The sequence below is a fragment of the Streptomyces kurssanovii genome (assembly GCF_040677245.1).
Classification (GTDB): domain Bacteria; phylum Actinomycetota; class Actinomycetes; order Streptomycetales; family Streptomycetaceae; genus Streptomyces; species Streptomyces kurssanovii.
Map to the genome: position 1 here is coordinate 23,709 of NZ_JBFAQK010000025.1, position 25,076 is coordinate 48,784.

Below are 25,076 nucleotides of genomic sequence, written 5' to 3' on the forward strand. Positions count from 1 at the left end.
TGGCCCGGGGCAGGTGTCCCGGTCGTCGTACGCCCGAAGGCATCGGCGGCCGGTCGCGGCGGGTGGGAACGGGCGGCGACTACTGCGCCGGGAGTAGCGGGAAAGGGGTCTCGCGGGACGAGGCGCCGGCCCGGCGCACCGTCATAGGCTGCCGTCCATGCAGGCGGATCCGGGGCTGAGGCACGCCCTGCTCGACACGGTGCTCGCGGCGCTGATCGCGGGGGCGGTGACCGTCGCCGCGTACGCCGGCGGCCCGTCCCCCGGTGTGCCGGACGTGATGCTGATCGCGGGGGGTTCGCTGGCGCTCGCGGGCCACCGGCGCGCACCCCGTACGGTCCTCGTCGTCACCACGCTCTGCATGGCCGCCTACGTCGTCCATGACCGGCCCGGTTCCTGGGCCGCATTCCCGGTACTCGTCGCCGTGCACGCGGCGGCGCGAGGGGGACGCCGCAGGGCGGGTGTGGTGGCGGGCGCGTTGTTCCTGGCGGTCTTCTTCGCCGTCGACACCGCCCGTTCCCTGGAGCACGGCGTCGAACGCTCGCTGCTGCTGCTCGGCTGGTTCCTGTGCGCCGGGGTGACCGGCCTGATCGACAAGAACTGGCAGGCGTACCTTCGCCAGACCGAACAGCGGGCCCTGGAGGCCGAACGCGGCAGGGAGGAGGCCGCGTTGCGCAGGGCGGGGGAGGAACGGCTGCGGATCGCCCGGGAGTTGCACGACACGCTCACCCACTCCATCTCGATCGTCAAGCTCCAGGCGGGGGTCGCCGTGCACCTGGCCAGGAAGCGGGGCGAGGACGTGCCGCCCGCGCTGCTCGCCATCCAGGAGGCGAGCGGGGAGGCCATGCGGGAGCTGCGCTCGACCCTCGAGGTCCTGCGGACGGAGGAACGCGAGCCTGCCGCCGGCCTCTCGCGCGTCGGCGAACTGGCCGACCGCGCCCGTGCGGCGGGCATCCCCGTCTCCGTGACCGTGAACGGCGACCGGCGCGCGCTGCGGCCGGACGTCGACCGTGCGGCCTACCGGATCGTGCAGGAGGCGCTGACCAACGTGGCCCGGCACGCCGACCGGGCCCCGACCGGAGTCCGCCTCGATTACGGCGCCGACGAGGTCGCCGTCACCGTCGAGGACGACGGCCCCGCCGCATCCGGCAAGCCCGTCGTGCCGGGCACCGGCCTGACCGGCATGCGGGAACGCGTCACCGCCCTCGGCGGCACGCTGGACACGGCGCCACGGCCCTGCGGCGGCTTCTCGGTGCACGCCCGTATCCCGCTCGAGGGGAGCCGGGCGTATCCCGACGGCCGGGGCGGCGGCGCCGCGGACGGCGCCGGTCCGGCCGAGGCGGCCGACCCGGCGGCCGTGGAGGCGCTGTGATCCGGGTCCTGATCGTGGACGACCAGGCGCTCATGCGTGCCGGGTTCCGTGCCCTGCTCGACGCGGAGGACGGCATCGAGGTCGTGGCCGAGGCCGCGGACGGCCGGCAGGGCCTCGAGCAGGCCCGCCGCCATGTCCCCGACGTCGCGCTGGTCGATGTGCAGATGCCGGTGATGACAGGGATCGAGACCACCCGGCACATCGCCGCCGATCCGCTCCTCGCGGACGTGCACGTCGTGATCCTCACCAACTACGGCCTGGACGAGTACGTCTTCGACGCGCTGCGCGCGGGGGCCGCGGGCTTCCTGCTCAAGGACACCGAGCCCGCCGAACTGCTGCACGCCGTGCGCGTCGCCGCCCGCGGTGACGCGCTGCTGTCGCCCGCCGTCACACGGCGTCTGATCGGCGAGTTCGTGGCGCGGCCGCCGGACCGGTCCACCGCCCCCGGCATGGAGAACCTCACCCGGCGGGAACGGGAGGTGACGGCACTGGCGGCCCGTGGGCTGACGAACGAGGAGATCGCCGCCCACATGGTGATCAGCCCCTTCACCGCCAAGACCCACATCAGCCGGGCCATGACCAAGCTGGGCGCCCGGGACCGCGCCCAGCTGGTCGTGTTCGCGTACGAATCGGGGCTGGTGGAACCGCGCGACCCGCTGCGCTGAGAGCCGCGGCTCCCGTGTCGTCCCTCCTGAATTCGTTTACTGGTGTAATACTTGTTAACGTAAATAGGTGAGCGATACAAGCATTCGATTCCGGCGGCCGTCGGCACCGCCGCTCCCGGTCTCCGCCGCGCTGCGTCTCGCCAGGCCCTCCGACCAGTGGTTCAAGCCGGCCCTGAGCGTCGTCTGCGCGGCACTGGCGCCGAATCTGACCCTCCTCGTCCTCGGACGGCTCGACCTGGTCATGTACACGATGGCCGGATCGCTCTGCGCGCTCTACGGCCACGGCCTCCCGTACGCCCGCAGGGCCGGGACCGTGGCCCGCGTGGTGCTCGGCATGGTGGCGGGCCTCGCCGTCTCCCTGGTCACGGCCTCGCTCACCGACTCGGTGGTCGTACTGGTCGCCGTCGGCGCCCTGATCGCGGCCGTGCAGAAGGCGCTCTGCGACGCCGGCCGGATCGGGCCTCCCGGAAACGTGATCTTCACCTTCGTCGCCACGGCCGCCCTGTTCGTTCCACAGCGGCTCACCGAGGTCCCCGGTCATCTCGCGCTCGCCCTCGGCGCCGGAACCGTCGCCTGGCTGGTCACCGCCGGCCCCGCCCTCCTGCGGAGGGAGGGCCCCGAACGGCGCGCCACCGCCCGCGCGCTGGACGCCGCGGCCGCCTGCGCGGCCGAACCCGGCCACCGCGGCCGGCACACCGCGGCGGCGGCCCTGCACGCCGCCCGGCAGACCCTCCTCGACGCCGGCCGCCCCACCCCGGTGCACCGACAGCTCGAACGCCTTCTCGTGCACGCGGAGGCGACCCTCACCGGCGGGGCGGTGGCCGAGGGCCGGGCGGACACAGACCGTGCCGCCCGGCTCCGTGCCTGGGCCGCCCTCACCCGCGCCCGGGGACCCGTACCGGCCGCGCCGCCGACCCCCGGCGCGGCGGCCGAGGCGCCCGGCGCCTGGCGGGCCGTGCGGCGGACCCGCCGCCGCGAGGCCCGCCGCACCCTGCTGCGCGGCCTCGGTCCACGCTCACCGCACATGCCCATCGCGCTGCGCACCCTCGTCGGCTGCGCGCTCGCCGGCTACGCCGCCGTCGCCCTGGGCGTCGACCGGCCGTACTGGGCCGTCGTCACCGCGGCGTCCGTCTTCCAGGTCAACGTCACCCTCAGCTGGAACCGGGCGCTTCAGCGCACCCTCGGCAACCTGCTCGGAGTCCTCGCCTTCGCCGCCGTCGTCCCGCTGATCAGGACCGGACCGGCGGCCCTCCTCGGGTGCCTGCTGTTCTTCAGCTTCGGCGCGGAAGCACTGATCACCCGCAACTACTGGCTCGGCTCCGTCGCCGTCACCCCGATGGCGCTGCTCCTCGTCGAGGCGGGCGGCAGACACCCGGCGGGCACGCTCATCGGCGACCGGGTGCTGGACACCCTGATCGGCGTCGCCCTCGGACTCCTCGCCGCCGTCGCCGTCACCAACCGCCGGGCGGCCGGCCGGGTGGACAGGGCGCTCGCCGCCGCCGTGGGCGCCCGCGCCGCCGCGGAGCGGACCCTGGCGGGACCGGCCTCCGCGGCCGCCCTCGACGCCGACGGCCGCCGGCTGGCCGCCGCCCTCGTGGACCTGCGCGACGCGCGGGACGCGGCGGCGGGCGAATGGTGGCAGCGGACCCTCCCGGAGGAAGAGGTCCTCGAGGCCGAGCGCGCAGGACACCGTACGCTCGCGGCGACAGCACAACGGCGTGGGCTGCACGGCCCCGCCCCCACGATCGGAGCGGTGTGACCGACGACGTCGTCGCCTCGGTGGTACGGCAGTGGCAGGCCGTGCACCCCGGCCTGGACACCGGGCCGATGGAACTCATCGGCCGCATCAACCGCTGCGCCGCGCTCCTGCAACAGGCGGAGGACGCGCCGCTGCGCTCCGCAGGGCTCACCCGCGCCGAGTTCGACCTCCTCGGCGCGGTCCGCCGCAACGCCCGCGAGCTCACCCCCGGCGAGCTGGCCCGCGAGACGTTCTCCTCCGGGGCGGCCGTCACCAAACGGCTGCGCACCCTCCAGGAACGGGGCCTGATCGACCGTCGCGGCGACGACCGGGACCGGCGCGTCGCCCACGTCCGGCTCACCGACGACGGGCGCGCACTGGTCGACCGGCTGCTGCCCGAGCAGCTCGCGTACGAGAGCGCCGTCCTCTCCGGCCTCGACGAACAGGCACGCGCCGGCCTCGCCGCGCACCTCAGTGACCTGCTGGTCCAGCTGGAGGGCCGCCTCGGCACGCCCCGGCGCTGACCTGGGTCCCGCGCGCGGAGCGGCCGACAGGCCGCGATGTCCTTAACCTGAAAGGGTGAACGTCGCGCGCCGGGCCGCCGCGCCCGTCCTGGCCCTCGGGCTCACACTCGGCGCCGTGCCCGCCCAAGGTGCCACGGCCGGCGCCCCGCAGTTGTCGGCCACCGTCAGCGACGTACCCCCGTCCAAACTCGGTGCGAGCTACGAACCGGGCTGCCCTGTGCCCCCGTCCCGGCTGCGGCTGCTCACCATGAACCACTGGGGTTTCGACGGCCGTGTCCACCGAGGAGAGCTGATCGTCCATCAGGACGAGGTCCGGCCCCTGCTGCACGTGTTCGAGAAGGCCTTCGAGGAACGTTTCCCCATCCGCCGTATGCGGGTCATGGCCGAGTACGGCGGCGACGACGCCAAGGCGATGGCCGCCGACAACACCTCCGCCTTCAACTGCCGCCGGGTGACGGGCGACGCCCGCCACCTGTCGCGCCACTCCTTCGGGGACGCGGTCGACATCAACCCCGCTGAGAACCCGTACGTCGACCGCTCAGGACGGGTGCACCCGCCGGGCGCGGAGGACCACCTCGACCGGGACCGGCCCGCCGAAGGCGTGATCACTCCGGGCGACGCCGTCACCACGGCGATGGACGACGCCGGCTGGGAGTGGGGCGGCCGCTGGTCGCCCCCGGACTACCACCACTTCTCCGCCGACGGCACCTGACCTCGTTCCGTGCCGACGGCACCTGCCCCGAGCGCCGGGGCCACGGCGAGCCGGTGGACCACGTCAGGCCAGCGGGTCGGTGACCTTCGCGGGCGAGAGCAGGTCGAGTGAGAGGTCCCACAGACGGGCGGCGAGGTCGGCCCGGCGTGCCGTGCGGCTCGGGGTCTCCTGGACGGCGGCGCCCGACACCAGCCGTCGGGGGCCGTACAGAGCGCCGTTGACCGGGGCCGGGTCGGTCGCGGCGCGCAGCGTCGGCCAGGCCCCGGAGGCGGACGGCTGGGCGGCGATCCTGTCGGCGACCGAGAGGAGCCGTGCCTGGATCCCGGTGTCCTTGCCGAGTTCGGTGGCGGCATAGCCGGGGTGGGCGGCCAGCGAGAGTGCGCCGCGGCCCTCGTTGCGCCTGGCGAGCTCGGCGGCGAAGAGCATGTTCGCCAGCTTGGACTGGAAGTAGGCCGTCCAGCGGTTGTAGCGGCCGCGCCGGAAGTTCGGGTCGTGCAGGCGGATGCGGCCCGGGCGGTGGCCCATGCTGGTGAGGGTGACGACCCGGGCGCCGGGCGTGGTGTTCAGCCGGGGGAGCAGACGAAGCGTCAGAGCCATGTGGCCGAGGTGGTTGACCCCGAACTGGGTCTCGAAACCGTCGACGGTGCTGGACCGGGGGACCGCCATCAGGCCCGCGTTGTTGATCAGAAGATCGAGACGGCCGTCCGGCAGTCCGTCGGCGAACCGCGCGATCGACGTCTGGTCCGCGAGATCCAGGGACGCCGTGCGGAGGCGGCCGGGGTCGATTCCGCGGTCGACGAGCGACCGGCGGGCAGCGGCGGCCTTGTCCTGGTTGCGGCAGGCCATCACGACGGTGGCGCCCCGCTGGGCGAGCACGCGTGTCGTGTCGAGGCCCAGCCCGGTATTGGCCCCGGTCACCACGGCGAGGGTGCCCTCGGTGACGGGGGGCACGTCTTGTTCTGTCCAGCCGGTCATGGCACATCTCCCTAACCTGAACATCGGTTCACCATTTATAGTGAACCTGGGTTCATCTTTGGTCAAGTGGAGACGAGGAGCGGCCATGGTCCGCGCCGATTCGGCACGCAATCGGAAGAGCATCCTGGACGCCGCGGGGACGCTGCTCGCCGAGCAGGGCGACGGGGTCGGGATGGACGAGATCGCCGCAGCGGCCGGAGTGGCGGTGGGGACGCTCTACCGCCACTTCCCCACCAAGGCGGACCTGATCGCCGCGGCGGTGGCCGAACTCACGGAGCGGCTCGTCGCCGACGTCCGGACAGCGGCGGACCGGGTCGACGACGGCGCCGACCCGGTCGCGGAACTGCGTGGGCTCCTCGAATGGCTCATCCGGAAGCCTGCCTCCGACAAGGCGATCAAGGCGGCGGCCACCGGCCTGGCCGCGGACGCCCTTCAGGAGATGGAGAGCCGCGGCTTCGCCGAGCTCGACCGCATCACCGCCGTGGCCCACGCCCGCGGACTTCTCCGCCCCGACATCACCACGGCGGACTTCGCCCTCATTGCCGCGACCGCGCCCGACGACTCGCTGCCGGAGGCGGCCCGCGACCGCTGGATCGAGCTGGCGCTGCGTTCCGTCCTGGCCTGAGGCAGCCCGGCCGACCGCCCGGGCTCGTGCGCGCACGGCCCCGACCGCGGTCGGCGGCGTGCGCCGCGCGACCGCGATCGGACCGTACTCACATGAGACGGAGCGTCGGGGACCACGTCACCGTCGACGTGTGACCGCTGGACGGGGGCGCATGCGGAGGAGCACCACACCCACGATCAGCAGCACGGCTCCGGCGGCCGACGGCCACAGCTGGGCGCCGGTCTCGGCCAGGCCGCCTTCCACGGCCTGCGGCGCGGCGTCGCCGTTCGGCAACGGGACGTTCGACCCGTCCGCCGTGGGTGCGGAGGCAGCTGTCCCGGCCGGGGCCTCCGGGCTCTGCCGGTCGCCGGCGGTGGCCGGCTCGCTCTGCGCGGGCGCGGGTGGGACGGCCGGGTCGGCGGGGGCGGCCGGCGGGGCGGTTGCCTCTGCCGCTTCGGGCCGCGCCTGCTCCGCGTCGGGTGTTCCGGGCGCCTGCTCGGCCTCGGACGTGGGCCTCTGGGCGGCGGGCTTCTCGGGTGCGGGCTTCTCCGCGGGGGGCTGCTCGGTCGGGGGCGTAGCCGGTGTCCCCTGCGTCGCGGGGGCCTGGGGGGCCTGGGGGGCCCGGGGGGCGTCGGGGGCCTCGGGCGCCGGCTCCGGATCGGTGGTGGGCGCGTCCGGACGCGTGGGCGCTTCCGGCTTCGGCTGCGCGGGGGCGGGCGAGCCGGTCGGAGCCGCGGTTGCCGTCGCCGGGGCGTCCTTCGGCTCGGGGCCGTCGCCGCCGGGTGCCTGCGCCGTATCGCCGGGGCCGCAGCGGCGCCCCTCGTTGAGACAGCCCACCAACTCGCGCATGAGCTTCTCGTCGAAGACGTTGATGAAGTCACCGTGGTCGGTGATCGGCTTGTGCAGCTGCTCGGGGAACGAGTCGAGCGCGAAGACGGCGGCGTCCGCGCCGTCGAAGACCGGTGGCGGCACGTCGTAGACGATCCGCTGGACGAGCTGGGGAATGGGGAGGAAACCGCCCGGACAACGGCCGCTCGCGTCCGTGAAGGCCACATGGGTGCGGTGGTTGGCGCTGTCCGTGTTCCGGCCGTCCCAGCAGCTCTGGAACCTGAAGCTGCGCACCACCTTGCTGCCCTGGGGACAGAGGGGGTACTTGTCCTTCAGCTGCCGGTCCTCGAAGCCGGTGCAGCTCCAGGAGGCGTTGGCGTTCGCATCGCCGTTGACGAAGGCCTTCGCGTCTCCGGTGATGATCCGCAGGAAGCGCGGCATCGCGGTGACCTTGCCGCGCGGGTTGCCGACGAAGTCGAGCGTCACCTGTGACGGGGTCAGGATCTCGCCGACGTTCTGGTCCTTGCCGCCGCCGTCGGCCTGGGCGTCGTCCTCCGCCTGACCGTTCTGGAGCCGCAGCACGGGCCAGTAGTACGTCGACCGGTCGCCCTGGTCGCGGCACGTCGTTGCGCCCGCCGCGAGATCCTCGTCCGAGGCGAACGCGTCGTTGGCCTGGTTGCCCACGTAGTCGTGCATGTGGTGGGCGCCGTTGCTCACCCCAGGAGCGACGATGACGTTGTCCGGGTTGAACTTGCCGTTCGCGTTGACACCGCAGTCCGTGGTGAACGTGCCGCGGGAGGCGCCGCGCAGTCGCGGGGGATCCTGCACGTTCGGGGACACGGTGCGGATGTCGGCGAAGTCGGACGCCTCGGGGCCGTTGCCCGCCTGTCCTCCGTTGCCTCCCTGCCCGACGTCGCCGTCGCCGTTGCCGCCGCCGTTCTGATCGTCCTTGCCGCCGCCGTCCTGGCCGGGTTCGTCCGCGCCGTCGGTCTGCAAGGTGCAGGGAGCAAGGGACCGCAGGTCCTGCGGACGTTGCCCGGTGATCCGGCCGATGGCTTCCGCGATGCGGTCGAGGCCGGCTTCCCGCTTGCTCCGCAGAGGCCCGAGAATCGCGTTCTGAGCGAACTGCGGGTCCCGTTCGATCTGCTCCTGCTCGTCGGCGAACCGCTGGTAGGCCTCGGTGATCCCACTGTCCATCGTCGCCAGTTCGCGGTCGACCTCCGCCCTGGCCGCCTCCGGCACCTCCGGCAGCCCGTTCGCCACCTCCGGGCACTTGACCGTCGCCGGGGCCGGTCCGGCGCCGAGGGTTTCCGACTGCGTGGTCCCGCCGCCCGGCCAGGGGCCCTGTCCCTCACCGGCGGCGGCATAGGAGTTGACCGCGATGAGACCGCCGCCGGCGAGGATGAGGGCGATCGAAGCGGCAGCCGTGCGTCTGCCTGCTCTCGGACGTCTTCGCGTTGTTCGTCCCATGGAGAACTCCATCTGCTGCATGGTCAAGTGGGGGCATGACGGCGTCCGGAAAGGGGCACGTCCAGTTCCATACGCGCGGGACGGGCAACGTGTTCAACGCCGCCTGAACCTCGTTCCCGACCAGGGCGGTTCTGGTCGGTCCGGACGAACAAGGATGGGGAGGGGGCCCTATGTTCACGACCCGGCCGACGCTCCAGGGGACCTTCGGGATGGTGTCCTCCACGCACTGGCTCGCCTCGCAGTCCGCGATGGCCGTGCTCGAGCGGGGTGGCAACGCCTATGACGCGGCTGTCGCCGCCGGGTTCGTGCTCCACGTCGTCGAGCCGCATCTGTGCGGGCCCGCCGGCGAGGTGCCGGTCATCGTCGCCCCGGCCGGCGGCGAGGTGCGCGTGCTCTGCGGCCAGGGCGTCGCGCCCGCCGCGGCCACCATCGGGCACTACCGCTCGCTCGGCCTCGAACTCGTCCCCGGCACCGGGCCGTTGGCCGCCGCCGTGCCGGGCGCGTTCGACGCGTGGATGGTCCTGCTGCGCGACCACGGCACCAAGTCCCTTGCCGAGGTGCTGCATTACGCCATCGGCTACGCCGAGCACGGACACCCTCCCGTCGAACGGCTCTGCGAGACCGTGGAGACCGTACGCGGCCTCTTCGAGACCGAATGGACCTCGTCCGCCGAGGTGTACCTGCCCGGCGGGCAGGCGCCCGCCCCCGGCACGCTGTTCCGCAACCCCGCCCTCGCCGCCACCTGGCGGCGGCTGATCGCGGAGGCGGAGGCCGCCGCGTCCGACCGGACCGGGCAGATCGAGGCGGCGCGGGAGGTGTGGCGCACCGGTTTCGTCGCCGAGGCGCTCGTCCGCCAGGCCGGGCGGCCCACGATGGACACCAGCGGCACCCGCCACACCGGCACCCTCACGGCGGCGGACCTGGCCGCCTGGTCGGCCACGTACGAGGCACCCGTCACCTACGACTGGAACGGCTGGACCCTGTGCAAGGCGGGCGGTTGGAGCCAGGGGCCGGCGTTCCTCCAGCAACTGGCCCTGCTGCCGCCCGAACTGCCCGCCTACGGCTCCGCCGAGTACGTCCATCTGCTCGTCGAGGGCTGCAAGCTGGCGATGGCGGACCGGGAGGCCTGGTACGGCGACGCGGCCGAGGTCCCCCTCCGTGATCTGCTGTCCGAGCCCTACAACAGGGCCCGCCGCGCGCTCGTCGGCGACAAGGCCTCCTACGACCTGCGGCCCGGCAGCCCAGGCGGCCGCACCCCCGTCATGAGCCGCCGCGCCGCCGACGTGCTGGACGACGGCGCGGGCGCCGGCGCGCCGGGCGCGGGGGAGCCGACCGTGGCACGGGACGGCGCGGTCCAGGGCGACACCTGCCACCTCGACATCGTCGACCGCTGGGGCAACATGGTCGCGGCCACCCCCAGCGGCGGCTGGCTGCAGTCCAATCCCGTCGTGCCGGAGCTGGGCTTCCCGCTCGGCACGCGACTCCAGATGACGTGGCTCGAGCCGGGCCTGCCGAACTCCCTCACCCCCGGCCGCCGCCCGCGCACCACCCTGACGCCTTCGCTGGCGCTGCGCGACGGCGTGCCCGTGATGGCCTTCGGCACCCCCGGCGGCGACCAGCAGGACCAGTGGCAGCTCCACTTCTTCCTCGCCGTCGCGCTGCGGCCACCGGTCCGCGGCGGTTATGACCTCCAGGGCGCCGTCGACGCTCCCAACTGGCACAACGACGCCTTTCCCGGCTCGTTCTACCCGCGCGGCATGCGGCCCGGCAGCGTCACCGTCGAGTCCCGCACGCCCCCGGACGTCGTCGCCGGGCTGCGCGAGCGCGGACACGACGTCACCGTGGGCGGGCCCTGGTCGGAGGGCAGGCTGTGCGTGGTCGCACGCGACCCTCGCACCGGTGTGCTCTCCGCCGCGGCGAACCCCAGGGGAATGCAGGGTTACGCGGTGGGACGCTGAACGCCTCCCTCGATGTCCGCCGGGCATGATTGTCTGGAGACATGATCGATGACTTTCTGACCGGTGATCTGTCCGATGTCGAGGAGGCGGTCCGCAAGGCGGCGGCCGCCGAGATCGTGCCGCGCTACCGCCGGCTCGCCGCGCACGAGGTCGACGAGAAGACCGGCCCGCACGACCTCGTCACGATCGCCGACCGCAGCGCGGAGGAGCACCTCACCGCCTCGCTCACCGCGCTCGTGGCGGGCTCCGTCGTCGTCGGCGAGGAGGCCGTGCACGCGGACCCGGCCGTCGCCGACGCGCTGCACGGCGACGCGCCCGTGTGGATCGTCGACCCGGTCGACGGCACCCGCCAGTTCGTGCGCGGCGAGCCCGGGTTCTGCACGCTCGTCGCGCTCGCCGTGCGCGGCGAGGTGCTCGCGTCCTGGACGTACGCGCCGGTGCTCGACGAGTTCGCGGTCGCCGTGCGCGGTGGCGGCGCCCGGCTCAACGGCGAGCCGTTGAGGTCCGGTTCGCCCGCCCCCGGCTCGGTGCTGCGGGTCGCGATGTCCCACCCCGACTACACCACCCCGGAGCAGAAGCGAGCGCTGCTCGGCCTCGCCGAGCCCGGCGTCGAGGCCAGACCCTGCGGCTCGGCGGGCCTCGAGTACCTGGACGTCGCACGCGGCGACCTGGACGCGGTGGCGTTCTCATGGGAGCTCGCGTGGGACCACGCGGCCGGTCTGCTCCTGGTGACGGAGGCGGGCGGCGCGCATCTCACCGTCGCCGGCGAGCCGTTCCGCATAACAGGCCCCAACGTCCTCCCGTTCACGGCCGCCCGCGACGAGGCCACGGCCCGCCGTATCCGCGAACTCCTGACCTGACGCGACGGGCCGCGACCCCGGCCACCGGTCCCGGCGGGGTCGCCGGGGGCCCGGCTCCGCCCGGGCCGCGCCGGGCCCGGCCCACCCGCCGGGGCCCCGCCGGGGGCCCGCCCGACCGCAAGGCGGGACCGACCCCGTCGGCCGGCCCCTCTCAGGCCGGGGCGTCCGCTGTCAGCAGGGTCCTGGTCTCCCGGACCAGCGTGCCCGCGGACGCCACCGCGGCCCTGTCCAGGCCGGTCAGCGCCGCGGACACACGGGCGGCGAAGTCCGCGGGCACGCCAGGAAGCGCCGCGGCCGCCGCCAGCGCGCCCTTCTCGTTGAGGCACCACACCCGGTGGTGGGCGTGCACGGCCTGGACCAGCACACCGAACGCGCGTGACAGGCACAGCGCCACATGCAGCGTGTCCGCCGCCCCCGCGGACTTCGCCGCGGCGGCGACCGAGAACTCCGCCTCCCACGCCGCGTCGACCAGCGCGCGGCGCAACGGCTCCGGATACTCCCGTGTCCGCTCCCGCAACGACGTCAACTCGCCCGCCGGGTCGGCCAGTACGCGGCACAGCGCCACCTCACCCACGTACGCGGGCGACCAGAAGCCCAGCGGGTGCCCGGGCTGGATCCCCGTCTCGAACCGCCCGGCCCAGCAGTCCGCCCGGACCCGTTCGACCCGGTCCAGGTCGCGCAGGATCCAGTCCACCGGCACGCCGTCCACCGAGAGCCACGCGCCGCCGTTCACCCACGGTCCCCAGCCGCCGGGTCCGGCGACCTCCACCGGCTCTCCGGTCACGTCCGACGCCAGCGCCGCCAGGGCCGGGACGTCGACCTCGCCCCGGTAGTAGACGCCGAGATCCCAGTCGGAGTCGGGCCGGTGCGTGCCCCGCGCCCGGCTGCCGCCGAGCGCCACCGCACGCACACCGGGCACCCCGGCGAGCCGCGCCGCCATGTCCTCGATCATGTTGTTCATCGCGCACGGACGGTACTCCGCCCGCGATGACGGTGCCCGGGAATATCCTTGGGTCTCTTGGCCGTCGGCTGACGAAGGAGTCCGAAGGTGCCGTCGATGCTCGATGCCGTCGTCGTGGGAGCCGGCCCCAACGGGCTGACCGCCGCGGTCGAACTGGCCCGCCGCGGCTTCTCGGTCGCCGTCCACGAAGCCCTGGACACCGTCGGTGGCGGTGCCAGGACGGAGGAACTGACCCTCCCCGGCTTCCGTCACGACCCGTGCTCCGCCGTCCATCCGCTGGGCGTCGGCTCGCCCGCCTTCCGCGGGATGCCGCTCGAGCGGCACGGCCTGACCTGGCTGCACCCCGAACTGCCGCTCGCCCATCCGTTCCCGGACGGCACGGCGGCCGTGCTCAGCCGCTCGGTCGGCGAGAGCGCCATGTCTCTGGGCGCGGCGGACGCCGGCGCGTACCGCCGCCTCCTCGCCCCCTACCTCGGCCACTGGGACACCATCGCCGCGGACTTCCTGCGCACCCCCTGGGACGGGCTGCCCACAGACCCGTACCGCTACGCACGCTTCGGCGTGGACGCGATCCGGCCCGCGAGCATGCTCGCCCGCCGCTTCCGCGGCGAGAAGGCCCGCGGTCTGCTCGCCGGGCTCGCCGCGCACGCCATCGCCCCCACCAGCGGCATCGCCACCGGAGGCATCGCCCTGCTGTTCGCCCTGGCGGCGCACGAGGTCGGCTGGCCCGTCCCGCGCGGCGGCTCGCAGGCCATCGCCGACGCCCTCGCCTCCTACCTGCGCTCCCAGGGCGGCACCATCCACACGGGCACAGCGGTCCGGCGGCTCGACGAGCTCCCGCCGGCCCGGGCGTACGTCTTCGACACCTCACCGACCGCTCTCGCCAGGATCGCCGGTCTCGGCCAGGCGTACTGGCGCTACCGGTACGGCGCCTCCGCGTTCAAGGTCGACTACGCCCTGTCGGCGCCGATGCCGTGGCAGGCCAAGGAGGCCAGGGCCGCCGGGACCGTGCACATCGGACCCACGGCGGCCGAGATCGAGAGCGCCCTCGGCGCGGCGGTCTCCGGCCGCGCTCCAGAGGTCCCGTTCCTGATCACCGCCCAGCCGAGCGTGACCGACCCGACCAGGGCGCCGGACGGCAAGCACGTCCTGTGGGCGTACGGCCATGTCCCGGCCGGCTGGGAAGGCGACGCGACCGAGGTCGTCGAACGCCAACTGGAGCGCTTCGCACCGGGCTTCCGCGACCTGGTCCTGGCCCGCGCCGTCGCCGGTCCTCCCGAGATCGCCGCGCGCAACGCCAACTACGTGGGCGGTGACATCGCGTGCGGCGCCTTCTCCGGACTCCAGACCGTCATCCGCCCCAAGCTGGCCCGCGTTCCCTACGCGACCGCCCACCCCGCCGTCTTCATCTGCTCCTCGGCGACCCCGCCCGGCCCCGGCGTCCACGGCATGTCGGGCCACCACGCGGCGAAGGCGGTGTGGCGCCGGCTGCGGCAGCGCTGAGCCGAAAGGGGCTGGTCAGCGCAGTAGCGGACGGTTTACGCTGCGGCGCCGACGTGATCACTCCTCGCCCGTTCGACGGGTCCGGTCGCGTCGTACAAGTGGCGGCCTCTGGTGAGCGGCCGCGGGAGGGAAGCCACGGCGTGGACACCGCGATGGAGACCGCACAGCCATGCCCCGGGTGCGGGGCCGAGGTCCGGACGGACCGCCGCTTCGCCGCATGGTGCGCGGCATGCGACTGGAACGTCGACCCCCGAGGTCCCGAACGGCAGCACGGCGCGCTGGAGCGGCTGCGGCGCGGGCTGGCGCTGCGGCACGGGGAGAAGCTGCTCGCCGAGGTGACGTCCGGGACCACGCTGAAGCCGCAGAACGACGCCGCGACCGTGCTCGCGTACACCCTGTCCCTCGCCGTTCACGGGACCACCGTCGCCCTGCTCGTGGCCGGAGTACTGCTTGCCGTGCTCGGCTGGGGCACGGCCGGCCCGCTCTTCGGCGTTCTCCTGCTGCTTCTGGCCTGGCTCCTGCGGCCCCGTTTCGGCGGACTGCCCGACGACCTGCCGATACTGCACAGGGCCGACGCGCCCCAGCTCTTCGCCATGATCGACGAGGTCGCCGACGTCGCCGGCACGGCAGGTGTGCACGTGGTCGTCGTCAGCGACGACGTCAACGCGAGCGTCACGACGTACGGGATCCGGCAGCGCCGCATGCTGAACATCGGGCTGGGACTCTGGGAGATCCTCACACCACAGCAGAGAATCGCCCTCGTCGGCCACGAACTCGGCCACTACGCGGGCGGCGACACCCGCCGCAGCCTGATCACCTACAACGCCCTTCGCTCCCTCGGTACCTGGCACTTCATGCTGCAACGCGTGCCGAGCCCGACCATCGGCGAGATGTTCCTCAACGCCGTGTACTTCCTGCCCCGCTGCGCGGTCTTCGGACTGATCATGCTGCTCGACCAGTTGACACTGCGGGCGGCGCAGCGCGGCGAGTACCTCGCCGACGCCACGGCGGCGCGGGCGGGATCGACCGAGGCCGCCGTCGGTCTGATGGACCGGCTCCTCGTCGCGGACTCCGCCGAATCCGCCCTGCTGCGCGAGTCCAACGCCGGCCAGATGCGGCGGGCCGGTGACAAGTCGTACCTGGAGACGTGGCGCGGGCTCTGGGAGCGGCTGGCCGCCCAGATCGAGTCGATCCCGGAGAGCGAGATCGAACGGCAGCGCCGAGCGAGCGCGCTGCGCGGCCACACCGTCGACGCCACCCATCCGCCGACACACCTGCGGCGCGCCTGCCTGCTCACCGGTGAGCCGCTCACGGCGCGGGTCGTGCCCGGCGACGCGCGCCTCGCCGCGGTCGCCGACGAACTGGCCGGGCCCCGGGAGCGGCTCGCGCGCCGGATCGTCAAGGGCGGGCGCCGGGAAGGATGATGGGACCCATGACGCAGACCGCACCGACCGTCACCCTCGTCCGCGGCGACATCACCGAGCAGCGCGCCGACGCGATCGTCAACGCCGCCAACTCCTCGCTTCTCGGCGGCGGGGGAGTCGACGGCGCGATCCACCGCAAGGGCGGCCCCGAGATCCTCGCAGAGTGCCGGGCCCTGCGCGCCTCCCACTACGGCAAGGGGCTCCCGACCGGGCAGGCCGTCGCCACCACGGCCGGACGGCTCGGCGCGGAACACGTCATCCACACCGTCGGGCCGGTCCACAGCACCTCCGAGGACCGCTCCGCGCTGCTCGCCTCCTGCTATCGAGAGTCGCTGCGCGTCGCGGCGGAGCTGGGCGCCCGGACCGTGGCGTTCCCGGCGATCTCCACGGGCATCTACGGGTGGCCCATGGGCGACGGCGCCAGGATCGCGGTCCGCACCGTCCGTGAGGCCGCCGTGGCACCGGTCGAAGAGGTGCGGTTCGTCCTGTTCGACGACAGCGCCTACGCGGCCTTCGAATCGGCCCTTCAGTCTCCCGCCTGAGCCGCGCGGAGGCCCAGGCAGCCGGACGCTGATGTCGGATTCCTGCCAGCCACCCGTCCCCGGCACCCGCCATCCTTGAGGCATGCACACCGACACCGAGCGTTGCGTGCGCGCCGTCCGTTCCAAGGACGCGCGGTTCGACGGATGGTTCTTCACCGCCGTGCTGACCACCCGGATCTACTGCCGTCCCAGTTGCCCGGTGGTGCCGCCGAAGGCCGAGAACATGGTCTTCTACCCGAGCGCCGCCGCCTGCCAGCAGGCCGGATTCCGGGCGTGCAAGCGCTGCCGTCCCGACACCAGCCCCGGCTCGCCCGAATGGAACGCCCGCGCCGACGCCGTGGCACGGGCCGTCCGGCTCATCCAGGACGGTGTCGTCGACCGTGAGGGCGTGCCCGGCCTGGCGGCCCGGCTCGGCTATTCGGCCCGGCAGGTCGAGCGCCAGCTGCTCGCCGAGCTCGGCGCGGGGCCGCTCGCCCTGGCCCGGGCGCAGCGCGCGCAGACGGCGCGCCTCCTCATCGAGACGACGCCGCTGCCGATGGCGGAGGTCGCCTTCGCGGCGGGCTTCTCCTCGATCCGGACGTTCAACGACACCGTCCGCGAGGTCTTCGCGCTCGCCCCGGGCGAGCTGCGGGCGAGGGCCGCCCGCGGTCGTGCGGCTCCCGCGCCCACACCCGGCGTGATCGCGCTCAGGCTCCCGTACCGCGCACCGCTCGAGCCCGGCAACCTCTTCGGGCATCTCGCGGCGACCGGCGTACCCGGCGTCGAGGAGTGGCGGGACGGCGCGTACCGGCGCACGCTCTCGCTCCCGTACGGGCACGGCATCGTCTCCCTCACCCCGCTGCCCGACCACATCGCCTGCCGGCTGTCGCTGACCGACCCCCGCGATCTCACCATCGCGATCAGCCGATGCCGCTGGATGCTCGACCTGGACGCCGACCCCGTCGCCGTCGACGACCAGTTGCGCGACGATCCGCTGCTGGCGCCGCTGGTCGACAAGGCACCCGGCCGGCGCGTGCCGCGCACCGTCGACGCGGCCGAGTTCGCCGTACGGGCCGTGCTCGGCCAGCAGGTCTCCACGGCCGCCGCCCGTACCCACGCGGGGCGTCTCGTCCGGGCGCACGGCGTGCCCGTGGAGGACCCGGAGGGCGGCCTGACCCACCTCTTCCCCGCGCCGGAGGCGCTGGCGTCCCTCGACCCGGAGGCCCTGGCGCTGCCCCGCAGCCGTCGGACGACCCTGACCACGCTCGTCGCCGCCCTCGCCGACGGCACGCTGACGCTCGATCCCGGCAGCGACTGGGACAAGGCGCGCGCCCAACTCGCCGGCCTGCCCGGTTTCGGACCGTGGACCGTGGAGGTCGTCGCGATGCGCGCCCTCGGCGATCCCGACGCCTTCCTCCCCACCGACCTCGGCATGCGGCGTGCCGCCGCCGCACTCGGCCTGCCGTCCACGCCCGCCGCCCTCACCGCACGCGCCGCCGCCTGGCGGCCGTGGCGGGCCTACGCGGTCCAGTACCTGTGGGCGTCGGACGACCACCCCATCAACCACCTTCCCGCGTAACCCGTGTAACCCGCGTAACCGCGTAACCGCGTAAGGAGACCGAACAGACATGACGATCCGTCAGTACACCGTCGTCGACAGCCCGTACGGCCCGCTCACCCTCGTCGCCACCGACGGCGTGCTCAGCGGGCTGTACATGACCGAGCAGCGGCACCGCCCCGCGGAGGAGACCTTCGGCGAGGAGGACGAGCGGCCGTTCGGCGAGACCGTCCGCCAGCTCGACGCCTACTTCGCCCGCGAACTCACCGAGTTCGACCTGCCGATGCACTTCACGGGCACACCCTTCCAGCGCAGCGTGTGGGAGCAGCTGTGCCGGATCCCGTACGGGCAGACCCGCACCTACGGCGAACTCGCGGAGAACCTCGGCAACCGGGGCGCGTCGCGCGCCGTGGGGCTCGCCAACGGCAAGAACCCGATCGGCATCATCGTGCCCTGCCACCGCGTCATCGGCTCGTCCGGCAGCCTCGTCGGCTACGGCGGCGGCCTCGACCGCAAACAGCGGCTGCTCTCCTTCGAGCGCGGCGGCTTCGACGACGCCCTCTTTCAGCCCGCGAGCCGCTCCAGCAGCGCGGGCAGCGCCGTCCCGATGGGCTCCCGGACGACCTCGTCGGCCATCTCGTCGTAAGGCGTCGGTTCGGCGTTCACGACGATCAGCCGGGCGCCGTGCTCGGCCGCGACACCGGCGAGGCCCGCGGCCGGCTGGACCTGAAGGCTGGTCCCGACGGCGACGAACACCTGGCAGGCCTTGGTGACCGCGACGGCCTGACCCAGCACGACCGGGTCGAGGCGCTGGCCGAACATCACGGTCGCCGACTTCAGGATCCCGCCGCACTCCAGGCACGGCGGGTCGTCCTCACCGTCCTCCACACGGGCGAGGGCGTCCTCCATCGGCCCGCGCGCGTGGCACACGGTGCACACGAAACTCCGTGCGCTGCCGTGCAGTTCGAAGACCTTGCGGGCGGGCAGCCCGGCGAGCTGGTGCAGCCCGTCCACGTTCTGAGTGATCACCCGCACCGGCACCCCGGACCGCTCGAGCGCGACGACCGCCCGGTGCGCCGCGTTCGGCTCGGCCTTCAGCGTCCGGTTCTCACGCCGCATCTGCCACGACCGCCGCCGGATCTCCGGATCAGCCATGTAGTACTCGTACGTGACCAGTTTCTGCGCCTCAGGATCCCGCCGCCACAGCCCGTTGGGGCCGCGATAGTCAGGGATCCCGGAATCGGTGGAGACACCGGCGCCACTGAGGATGGCGACAAGGGGCCGGTCATGGCGCGAGGTCACTTCTGCCATTGCTCTGCTCCATGGGGTACCGGCGTCCCCTCACGACCGCGCCTGCCTGTGCCACGCCCGGATCGCGAGGGCTCTCATATGACCGAATGTACGCAGACGGCACCACCGGTGGCGAACGGTTTGCGCGCCGGTGCTACCGTCCCGCCCATGGCGAAGGTCACGATCAGTCTGGATGCCGAACTCGTCGTCGAGGTCATGGTGCTGGCGGGCGTGGGCAGTCCGCAGGACGCCGTCGAGCTGGTCGTGCGCGACTACATCGCGCGGGGCCACCGCACGGAGGCGCGGGTGGCCGCACGCGACGAGCCCCAGGGCAAGCGCGACGTCCAGCCGCCGGATCCCCAGGCGTGACCTCCGGGGCGACCGGTCAGTACACCGGCGGCAGTCCGTTGACCAGCTCGACCGTCCCGGTTCCCGCCTCCAGCGCGTCGAGGGCGGCCAGAACCCGGTGCGCGAGCGAACCGAGCAGAAACCGGGGAAGGTCCTCTCTGGCCACCAGCCGCCAGGAGAGCAGCTCCTCCTCCTGGAGCCGGATCGCCTTGAGGCGTTCCTCGGTGAGCACGCCGCCGTCGTACACGTACGCGGTGATCGGCGGCCGGCCCTCGCCCGGCACCCAGTCGACGGCGAGCAGCGCCCCCGGCTCGACGTCGAGCCCGATCTCCTCCGCGGCCTCCCGCCGGGCGGCCTGGCGCGGAGTCTCGCCCAGATCGGACTCGATGGTGCCGCCCGGCAGCCCCCAGCCCTCGCGGTAGTTGGGCTCCACGAGCAGCACGAGGCCCTCGTCGTTCCGCAGCAGCACGGCGGCACCGGCGAGCACGCGGGGCAGGGAAGCGATGTACGCGGCGTAGTCGGAGGTCGTCACGGCACGCAGCGTAGGCCATTCGGCGTACGGAGCCGGACGATGTGGGACTGGCATGCCCTCCGGTGCTGCCGATAAGGTCGGGGCGGCGCGACTGCCTGTTCGATAGCAAGGGATACAAGGTGACGGACGGAGCAGTTACTCAGCCCGCGCGGGTGCTCGTCGCGGCTGACAAGTTCAAGGGCTCGCTCACGGCCGTACAGGTCGCGGAGCGGGTGACGGCCGGCCTGCGGCGGGTCCTGCCCGGGCTGGAGGTCGAGGCCCTGCCCGTCGCCGACGGCGGCGACGGCACGGTCGCGGCGGCGGTCGCCGCTGGCTTCGAACGCCGCGAGGTGCCGGTCACGGGGCCGCGCGGCGAGTCACTGACCGCGGCGTACGCCCTCCGGGACGGCACCGCGGTGGTCGAGATGGCCGAGGCATCCGGCCTCCAGCACCTGCCGGCCGGTGTCTTCGCGCCGCTGAACGCCACGACGTACGGCTCCGGGGAACTCCTGCGCGCCGCGCTCGACGCGGGCGCGCGCACGATCGTCTTCGGCGTCGGCGGCAGCGCGACCACCGACGGCGGCGCCGGAATGCTCGCCGCGCTCGGCGCACGCTTCCTCGACGCGTCCGGAGCGCCGGTGCCGCCCGGCGGGGGAGGCCTGCGCGAACTGGCGACGGCCGACCTGTCAGGGCTCGACGCCCGCCTCAAGGACGTCGAACTGATCCTCGCCAGTGACGTCGACAACCCGCTGACGGGTCCGAAGGGCGCGCCGGCGGTGTACGGGCCGCAGAAGGGCGCCACGCCGGACGACGTTGCCCTCCTCGACGAGGCCCTCGCGCACTACGCCTCCGTCCTCGGCCCCGAACACGCGGACTCGCCCGGCGCGGGCGCGGCAGGCGGCATCGGCTACGGGGCGCTGGTCGCGCTCGGCGCGAGCTTCCGGCCCGGCATCGAGGTCATGCTCGACGTCCTCGGTTTCGCCCCCGCGCTGGCGAGGGCGACGCTCGTCATCACCGGCGAGGGCTCCCTCGACGAGCAGACCCTGCACGGCAAGGCCCCGGCGGGCGTCGCGGCGGCGGCCCGCGCCCGCGGCATCGAGGTCGTCGCGGTCTGCGGCCGCCTGGCCCTCCCCCCGGAGGCCCTGGGCCACGCGGGCATCCGCCGCGCGTACGCCTTGTCGGCGCTCGAACCGGACCCGGCGGCGTCCATGTCCCAGGCGGGCCCCCTCCTGGAACGCGTGGCTGAGTCGATCGCGCGGGACTTCCTGATCTGACCGTCGCCCGGGGCGCGTCCCGCTGCGCGGGACGTTGCCTCCACCCCCACCGGGGCTCCGCCCCCGGGTCCCGTGGGGGCTGACGCCCCTCCCGGCGAGGGCGAATCAGCTCTGGAGGGACGCCCCCGTGCGCGGGCTCGGTCCCGCCACGCCGCACCTCCCGTGCGGGGGTTCGGACCCGCCACGCCGTGCCGCTGCGCGGAGCCTTTTCCCCACCCCGCCCCTTCCCGCTGTATCAATGTGCGGCTCCGCCGCGGGATGGGGGGCAAGCCCCGGCCTCCCTGTGGGGGCTGACGCCCCAGTTCCCTCCTCGGGGAGGGGAGGGTTGGTGGGGGTGGCGCCCCCACGCCCACAGGGCGGCAGCTTCGCGCCGCGCGAGGCCCCTGCAGTCCCCGGCTGCGCACCGCCCGGGACGGACACGTCCTGGGGCCCGTCCGGGCCCGGTCGGGTGGCGGCCCGCCCCCCAACGGGGCCCTCCCGGGAGGCGGCGTGGGGGCCTGGCGCCTGCACGCCGCCAGGGCGGCAGCTTCGCGCCGCGCGAGGCCCCTGCAGTCCCCGGCTGCGCACCGCCCGGGACGGACACGTCCTGGGGCCCGTCCGGGCCCGGACGGGCCTCGGTCGGGTGAGGGCCCGACCCACCAACGGGGCCCTTCCAGGGGGCGGCGTGGGGGCCTGGCGCCTGCACGCCGCCAGGGCGGCAGCTTCGTGCCGCGCGAGGCCCCGCGGTCTCCGGCTGCGCACCGCCCGGGACGGACACGTCCTGGCGGCGTCCGGGCCGGGACGGACACCGGTCCGGGCGGGGACGGGCTACACCGCGCGCGGTCCGACTTGGGCTGCCGTCACCCCACGTCAGGACCGCTGTCCCGCATGGAGCGACCACCGGCCTGACGGATCTGCACGCCGCGACGCACCCCTGCGGGACACGCCCCGGGGGCCCAACCCGGGGACGTCACGCACTCGACCGGGCAACGCCCGCGGGCGCAACGCATTCGACCGGGCCCGCCGCCCCCGAGTCGGGCACGCCCGGACGGAGCGCCCACCCCTGGCCGGGCCGGCCCCAGGGCCGTAGCGCCCCGTCCCGGACGTCCGCAGGGCGCATCGCCCCCGAGCCGGCCCGCCCGCTGGGCGCTCCAGCCCGGTGCCGTGCGCTGCCCGCTGGGCACACCACCCCGTGCCGGACGGGGCTCGCCCGGGGACCGGCCCGCGCTGGGCGGAGCGCGACGCCCCCGGGCACGGCGTGTCGGCTGTGCCGGTGCACAGCGTGGGTGTCCCGCCGCTGGTCAGGCGCAGCGAGTCCCGTGACAGCCGTGGACCCCGCGGGCCGCCCGGTGCTGGTGTAGGCCCCGAGAGGCGAGCCGACCGTTGGTGAGCCGGACAAGGGGTTGCGTATGGCCGCCGCGTTGGAGGTGCGGGCGCTGTCCGTGGGGTACGGGCCCGTACGGGCGTTGCGGGACGTCTCCGTCGAGGTGCCCGAGGGTGCCGTCGTCGCCGTACTCGGCGGCAACGGCGCCGGCAAGTCCACCCTGCTGCGAGCGGTGTCACGCACACTGCCGTTCCAGCGTGGGCATGTCACCGCCGGAAGCATCAGTTTCGAGGGCCGCCCGCTGGACGGCCTCAGCGCCGCCGGGGTCGTGGCGGCCGGAGTCGTCCAGGTGCCGGAGGGCCGCCAGGTCTTCGCACGGATGACCGTGGCGGACAATCTGCGGGCCGGCACCCTAGGGGTGCGCGGGCGGCGGGAGTCCGCCGCCGCGCTCGCCCGGGTGCACGAGCTGTTCCCCGTGCTGGCCGACCGCGCCCAGCAGAAGGCCGGTCTCCTGTCCGGCGGTGAACAGCAGATGCTCGCGATGGGCCGGGCGCTGATGGCCCGTCCCCGGCTGCTGCTCCTCGACGAGCCCTCGCTGGGCCTCGCCCCGCTCATGGCGGCGCGGATCGCCGAGACGATCAAGGAGATCAACGCCGCCGGCACACCCGTGATGCTCGTCGAGCAGAACGCGGCGATCGCCCTGCGACTGGCTTCCCGGGCCTACGTCCTGGACGTCGGCGAGGTCGCCCTCGAGGGGCCGGCCGACGAACTGGCGGCCTCGGACGAGGTCCGGCGCCGCTATCTCGGGGTCGTCGACGAGGAGGCCGCACAGGACGCCGTGCAGGCGCAGAACGCGGCGCCCACGCTGCGGAGGTGGTCCGCATGAGCGCGACGACGACCACGGCGATCGCACCGCTCGTCGTCGAGGAGGTCACGGTCCGCTTCGCCGGGCTCACCGCACTCGACGGGGTGTCCTTCACCGTCGAGCCGGGCAGTGTGCACGCCGTCATCGGGCCGAACGGGGCCGGCAAGTCCACCACGTTCAACGTGCTCTCGGGTGTGTACAGGGCGACGGAGGGCAGCGTCCGCTTCGGCGACGACGAGCTGACCGGCCTCCCGCCGCACCGCATCGCGGCGCTCGGCGTGGCCCGGACGTTCCAGAACATCGCCCTCCCGCCCCACGTCACGGTCGCCGACAGCCTGCTGCTCGGCCGGCACCGGCTGACCCGTACCGGGTTCGTCGCGGCGGGACTGCGGCTGCCGTCGGCGGCCCGCGAGGAACGCCGGCACCGCGAACGCGTCGCGGAGATCGCCGAGTTCGTCGGCCTCGCGGACGACCTCGACCGGCCCGCCGGTGAACTCCCTTACGGAAAGCAGAAGCTCGTGGAACTGGCCCGCGCCCTGTGCATGGAGCCGCGGATCCTGCTCCTCGACGAGCCCGTCGCGGGCATGACCGCCGACGAACGGCGGCAGACCGCCGCGGTCGTCGCGGGCGTACGCGACAGCCTCGGCATATCGATCGTGCTCGTGGAACATGACATGGGGGTGGTGATGCGGCTCGCGGACGCCGTGACCGTGCTCGACTTCGGACGCCGTATCGCGGGCGGCACGCCCGCCCAGGTACAGGGTGATCCGGCGGTAGTGCAGGCGTACCTCGGTACGGAGGCCACGCCATGACCACGTTCACAGAACTTCTCCTGGGCGGGCTGTCCATCGGCTCCGTCTACGCCCTGATCGCCCTCGGTTTCGTCGTCATCTTCAAGGCGACGGAGGTGGTCAACTTCGCCCACGCCTCGCTGCTCCTGGCGGGCGGTTACATCACCGCGGTCCTCCACGACGACCTCGGCTTCTGGCCGGCGCTGGCCGTCGGGATCGCCGGCGCCGCGGTCGTCGGCTCCGCCGTCGACTTCCTGGTCATGCGCCGTTACCGGGGCTCGGACCACAGCGTCCTCGCCATCGTCACGATCGGTGTGGACATCCTCCTCACGACGGAGCTCACCCGGCTGATCGGCACGGACGTGATGGCGCTCGGCGACCCCTGGGGCGACCGGGTGGTGAACCTCGGTGAGATCACGATCGCGCAGACCCGGATCGCGGCGTTCGTCGCCGCCGCGCTGCTCATCACGGCGTTCCTGCTCGCCTTCCGCTACACCTCCTGGGGCGTGGCGATGCGGGCCGCGGCCGAGAACCCGCAGACGGCCGCGCTGATGGGCGTACGCCTCGGACGGGTCTCGATGTCGGCCTGGGCGGTCGCCGGCGCGCTCGCCGCGGTCGCGGCGCTGTTCCTGACCGTCTTCCCGACGCCCGGCCTGGAACGGGCCACCTCCCTCGCCGCCCTCAAGGCGTTCCCGGCCGCGATCCTCGGCGGCCTGGACTCGACCACGGGTGCGTTGGCGGGCGGTCTGATCGTCGGGGTCACGGAGTCGTTCGCTACGGGCTACCAGAGCGAACTGACCTTCCTGGGCGGGGGGATCGGGGATCTCGCCCCGTACCTGGTGATGCTGCTCGTGCTGTTGGCGCGGCCCGCCGGACTCTTCGGCACGAAGGAGCTCGCCCGTGTCTGACACCGACCGCCCCGGCTCCGCGGAGCGCTCAGAGCGCGTCGAGACCGCGAAGCCGTCCGTCCCCGCCCCCACGGGGGAAGCCGCGAAGCCGTCCGTCCCCGCTCCCGCGGGCGAGG

Annotated in this window: 23 protein-coding genes; 18 read left to right on the top strand and 5 right to left on the bottom strand. The window is 74.0% G+C overall.

Features of this window, described 5'->3' with window-relative positions:
- Positions 1 to 157 precede the first annotated feature (157 nt).
- The 5 genes from AB0K36_RS19130 to AB0K36_RS19150 all read left to right on the top strand — a co-directional run bounded on the left by AB0K36_RS19130 (position 158) and on the right by AB0K36_RS19150 (position 5,008).
- Positions 158 to 1,369, top strand: a complete 1,212-nt coding sequence (locus tag AB0K36_RS19130; RefSeq protein WP_364595522.1) for a sensor histidine kinase — start codon at positions 158 to 160, stop codon at positions 1,367 to 1,369.
- Entirely contained in the window at positions 1,366 to 2,034 is a 669-nt protein-coding gene (locus tag AB0K36_RS19135; RefSeq protein ID WP_364595525.1) for a response regulator, read from the top strand. The genes AB0K36_RS19130 and AB0K36_RS19135 overlap by 4 nt, the downstream gene beginning before the upstream one ends.
- A 67-nt stretch (positions 2,035 to 2,101) precedes the next feature.
- Positions 2,102 to 3,793 carry an FUSC family protein gene (locus AB0K36_RS19140; protein WP_364595528.1) on the top strand — a complete coding sequence of 564 codons (1,692 nt, stop codon included), beginning with the start codon at positions 2,102 to 2,104 and terminating at the stop codon, positions 3,791 to 3,793.
- Positions 3,790 to 4,296 (top strand): MarR family winged helix-turn-helix transcriptional regulator, encoded by a 507-nt coding sequence (locus AB0K36_RS19145; RefSeq protein ID WP_364595531.1) that lies wholly within the window; start codon positions 3,790 to 3,792, stop codon positions 4,294 to 4,296. The genes AB0K36_RS19140 and AB0K36_RS19145 overlap by 4 nt, the downstream gene beginning before the upstream one ends.
- A gap of 55 nt (positions 4,297 to 4,351) precedes the next feature.
- On the top strand, positions 4,352 to 5,008 hold the full coding sequence (locus AB0K36_RS19150) for a M15 family metallopeptidase (protein WP_364595534.1): 657 nt from the start codon (positions 4,352 to 4,354) through the stop codon (positions 5,006 to 5,008).
- A gap of 63 nt (positions 5,009 to 5,071) precedes the next feature.
- Here AB0K36_RS19150 and AB0K36_RS19155 read toward each other — a convergent pair whose 3' ends face one another.
- Positions 5,072 to 5,983, bottom strand: a complete 912-nt coding sequence (locus AB0K36_RS19155; protein ID WP_364595537.1) for an oxidoreductase — start codon at positions 5,981 to 5,983, stop codon at positions 5,072 to 5,074.
- A gap of 85 nt (positions 5,984 to 6,068) precedes the next feature.
- On the opposite strand from AB0K36_RS19155, the gene AB0K36_RS19160 reads away from it, so the two are divergent.
- Positions 6,069 to 6,608, top strand: coding sequence for a TetR/AcrR family transcriptional regulator (locus AB0K36_RS19160; RefSeq protein WP_364595539.1), 540 nt, complete (start codon positions 6,069 to 6,071; stop codon positions 6,606 to 6,608).
- Positions 6,609 to 6,725: 117 nt separating this feature from the next.
- Here the strand turns inward: AB0K36_RS19160 and AB0K36_RS19165 are convergent, their stop codons facing one another.
- A complete protein-coding gene (locus tag AB0K36_RS19165) occupies positions 6,726 to 8,885 on the bottom strand; it encodes a DUF1996 domain-containing protein (RefSeq protein ID WP_364595542.1) in 2,160 nt (719 codons plus the stop codon).
- Positions 8,886 to 9,055: 170 nt separating this feature from the next.
- Here AB0K36_RS19165 and AB0K36_RS19170 point away from each other — a divergent pair, with 170 nt between their 5' ends.
- Together AB0K36_RS19170 and AB0K36_RS19175 are read left to right on the top strand one after the other, a co-directional pair.
- The gene (locus AB0K36_RS19170) at positions 9,056 to 10,843 is read left to right on the top strand and encodes a gamma-glutamyltransferase family protein (protein WP_364595545.1); all 1,788 of its coding nucleotides are present in this window, start codon (positions 9,056 to 9,058) and stop codon (positions 10,841 to 10,843) included.
- A gap of 41 nt (positions 10,844 to 10,884) precedes the next feature.
- Positions 10,885 to 11,703 carry an inositol monophosphatase family protein gene (locus tag AB0K36_RS19175; protein WP_364595548.1) on the top strand — a complete coding sequence of 273 codons (819 nt, stop codon included), beginning with the start codon at positions 10,885 to 10,887 and terminating at the stop codon, positions 11,701 to 11,703.
- A gap of 151 nt (positions 11,704 to 11,854) precedes the next feature.
- Here the strand turns inward: AB0K36_RS19175 and AB0K36_RS19180 are convergent, their stop codons facing one another.
- Positions 11,855 to 12,664, bottom strand: coding sequence for a nucleotidyltransferase domain-containing protein (locus AB0K36_RS19180; RefSeq protein ID WP_364595551.1), 810 nt, complete (start codon positions 12,662 to 12,664; stop codon positions 11,855 to 11,857).
- 87 nt (positions 12,665 to 12,751) lie between these two features.
- On the opposite strand from AB0K36_RS19180, the gene AB0K36_RS19185 reads away from it, so the two are divergent.
- The 5 genes from AB0K36_RS19185 to AB0K36_RS19205 all read left to right on the top strand — a co-directional run bounded on the left by AB0K36_RS19185 (position 12,752) and on the right by AB0K36_RS19205 (position 18,316).
- Positions 12,752 to 14,167, top strand: coding sequence for a phytoene desaturase family protein (locus AB0K36_RS19185; RefSeq protein WP_364595554.1), 1,416 nt, complete (start codon positions 12,752 to 12,754; stop codon positions 14,165 to 14,167).
- A gap of 140 nt (positions 14,168 to 14,307) precedes the next feature.
- Positions 14,308 to 15,591 carry a M48 family metallopeptidase gene (locus tag AB0K36_RS19190; protein ID WP_364595557.1) on the top strand — a complete coding sequence of 428 codons (1,284 nt, stop codon included), beginning with the start codon at positions 14,308 to 14,310 and terminating at the stop codon, positions 15,589 to 15,591.
- Between the two features lie 8 nt (positions 15,592 to 15,599).
- The gene (locus tag AB0K36_RS19195; protein WP_364595560.1) at positions 15,600 to 16,133 is read left to right on the top strand and encodes an O-acetyl-ADP-ribose deacetylase; all 534 of its coding nucleotides are present in this window, start codon (positions 15,600 to 15,602) and stop codon (positions 16,131 to 16,133) included.
- Between the two features lie 82 nt (positions 16,134 to 16,215).
- A complete protein-coding gene (locus AB0K36_RS19200; RefSeq protein WP_364595563.1) occupies positions 16,216 to 17,691 on the top strand; it encodes an AlkA N-terminal domain-containing protein in 1,476 nt (491 codons plus the stop codon).
- Between the two features lie 49 nt (positions 17,692 to 17,740).
- Complete coding sequence (locus AB0K36_RS19205) at positions 17,741 to 18,316, top strand: methylated-DNA--[protein]-cysteine S-methyltransferase (protein ID WP_364595566.1); 576 nt, start codon at positions 17,741 to 17,743, stop codon at positions 18,314 to 18,316.
- Here the strand turns inward: AB0K36_RS19205 and AB0K36_RS19210 are convergent.
- Complete coding sequence (locus AB0K36_RS19210; protein ID WP_364595569.1) at positions 18,235 to 18,981, bottom strand: SIR2 family NAD-dependent protein deacylase; 747 nt, start codon at positions 18,979 to 18,981, stop codon at positions 18,235 to 18,237. The two genes, AB0K36_RS19205 and AB0K36_RS19210, sit on opposite strands and share 82 nt — an antisense overlap.
- Before the next feature lie 147 nt (positions 18,982 to 19,128).
- On the opposite strand from AB0K36_RS19210, the gene AB0K36_RS19215 reads away from it, so the two are divergent.
- A complete protein-coding gene (locus tag AB0K36_RS19215; protein ID WP_189464463.1) occupies positions 19,129 to 19,329 on the top strand; it encodes a type II toxin-antitoxin system VapB family antitoxin in 201 nt (66 codons plus the stop codon).
- A gap of 16 nt (positions 19,330 to 19,345) precedes the next feature.
- Here the strand turns inward: AB0K36_RS19215 and AB0K36_RS19220 are convergent, their stop codons facing one another.
- Complete coding sequence (locus tag AB0K36_RS19220) at positions 19,346 to 19,840, bottom strand: NUDIX domain-containing protein (protein ID WP_364595573.1); 495 nt, start codon at positions 19,838 to 19,840, stop codon at positions 19,346 to 19,348.
- 119 nt (positions 19,841 to 19,959) lie between these two features.
- On the opposite strand from AB0K36_RS19220, the gene AB0K36_RS19225 reads away from it, so the two are divergent.
- The 4 genes from AB0K36_RS19225 (at position 19,960) to AB0K36_RS19240 (ending at position 24,960) form a co-directional block, all read left to right on the top strand.
- Positions 19,960 to 21,093, top strand: a complete 1,134-nt coding sequence (locus AB0K36_RS19225; RefSeq protein WP_364595576.1) for a glycerate kinase — start codon at positions 19,960 to 19,962, stop codon at positions 21,091 to 21,093.
- Positions 21,094 to 22,481: 1,388 nt separating this feature from the next.
- On the top strand, positions 22,482 to 23,282 hold the full coding sequence (locus AB0K36_RS19230; protein WP_364595579.1) for an ABC transporter ATP-binding protein: 801 nt from the start codon (positions 22,482 to 22,484) through the stop codon (positions 23,280 to 23,282).
- Positions 23,279 to 24,073, top strand: a complete 795-nt coding sequence (locus tag AB0K36_RS19235) for an ABC transporter ATP-binding protein (protein ID WP_189464466.1) — start codon at positions 23,279 to 23,281, stop codon at positions 24,071 to 24,073. The genes AB0K36_RS19230 and AB0K36_RS19235 overlap by 4 nt, the downstream gene beginning before the upstream one ends.
- Positions 24,070 to 24,960 (top strand): branched-chain amino acid ABC transporter permease, encoded by an 891-nt coding sequence (locus tag AB0K36_RS19240; RefSeq protein WP_005309543.1) that lies wholly within the window; start codon positions 24,070 to 24,072, stop codon positions 24,958 to 24,960. Before AB0K36_RS19235 ends, AB0K36_RS19240 begins: the two co-directional genes overlap by 4 nt.
- The last annotated feature ends 116 nt before the right edge of the window (positions 24,961 to 25,076 follow it).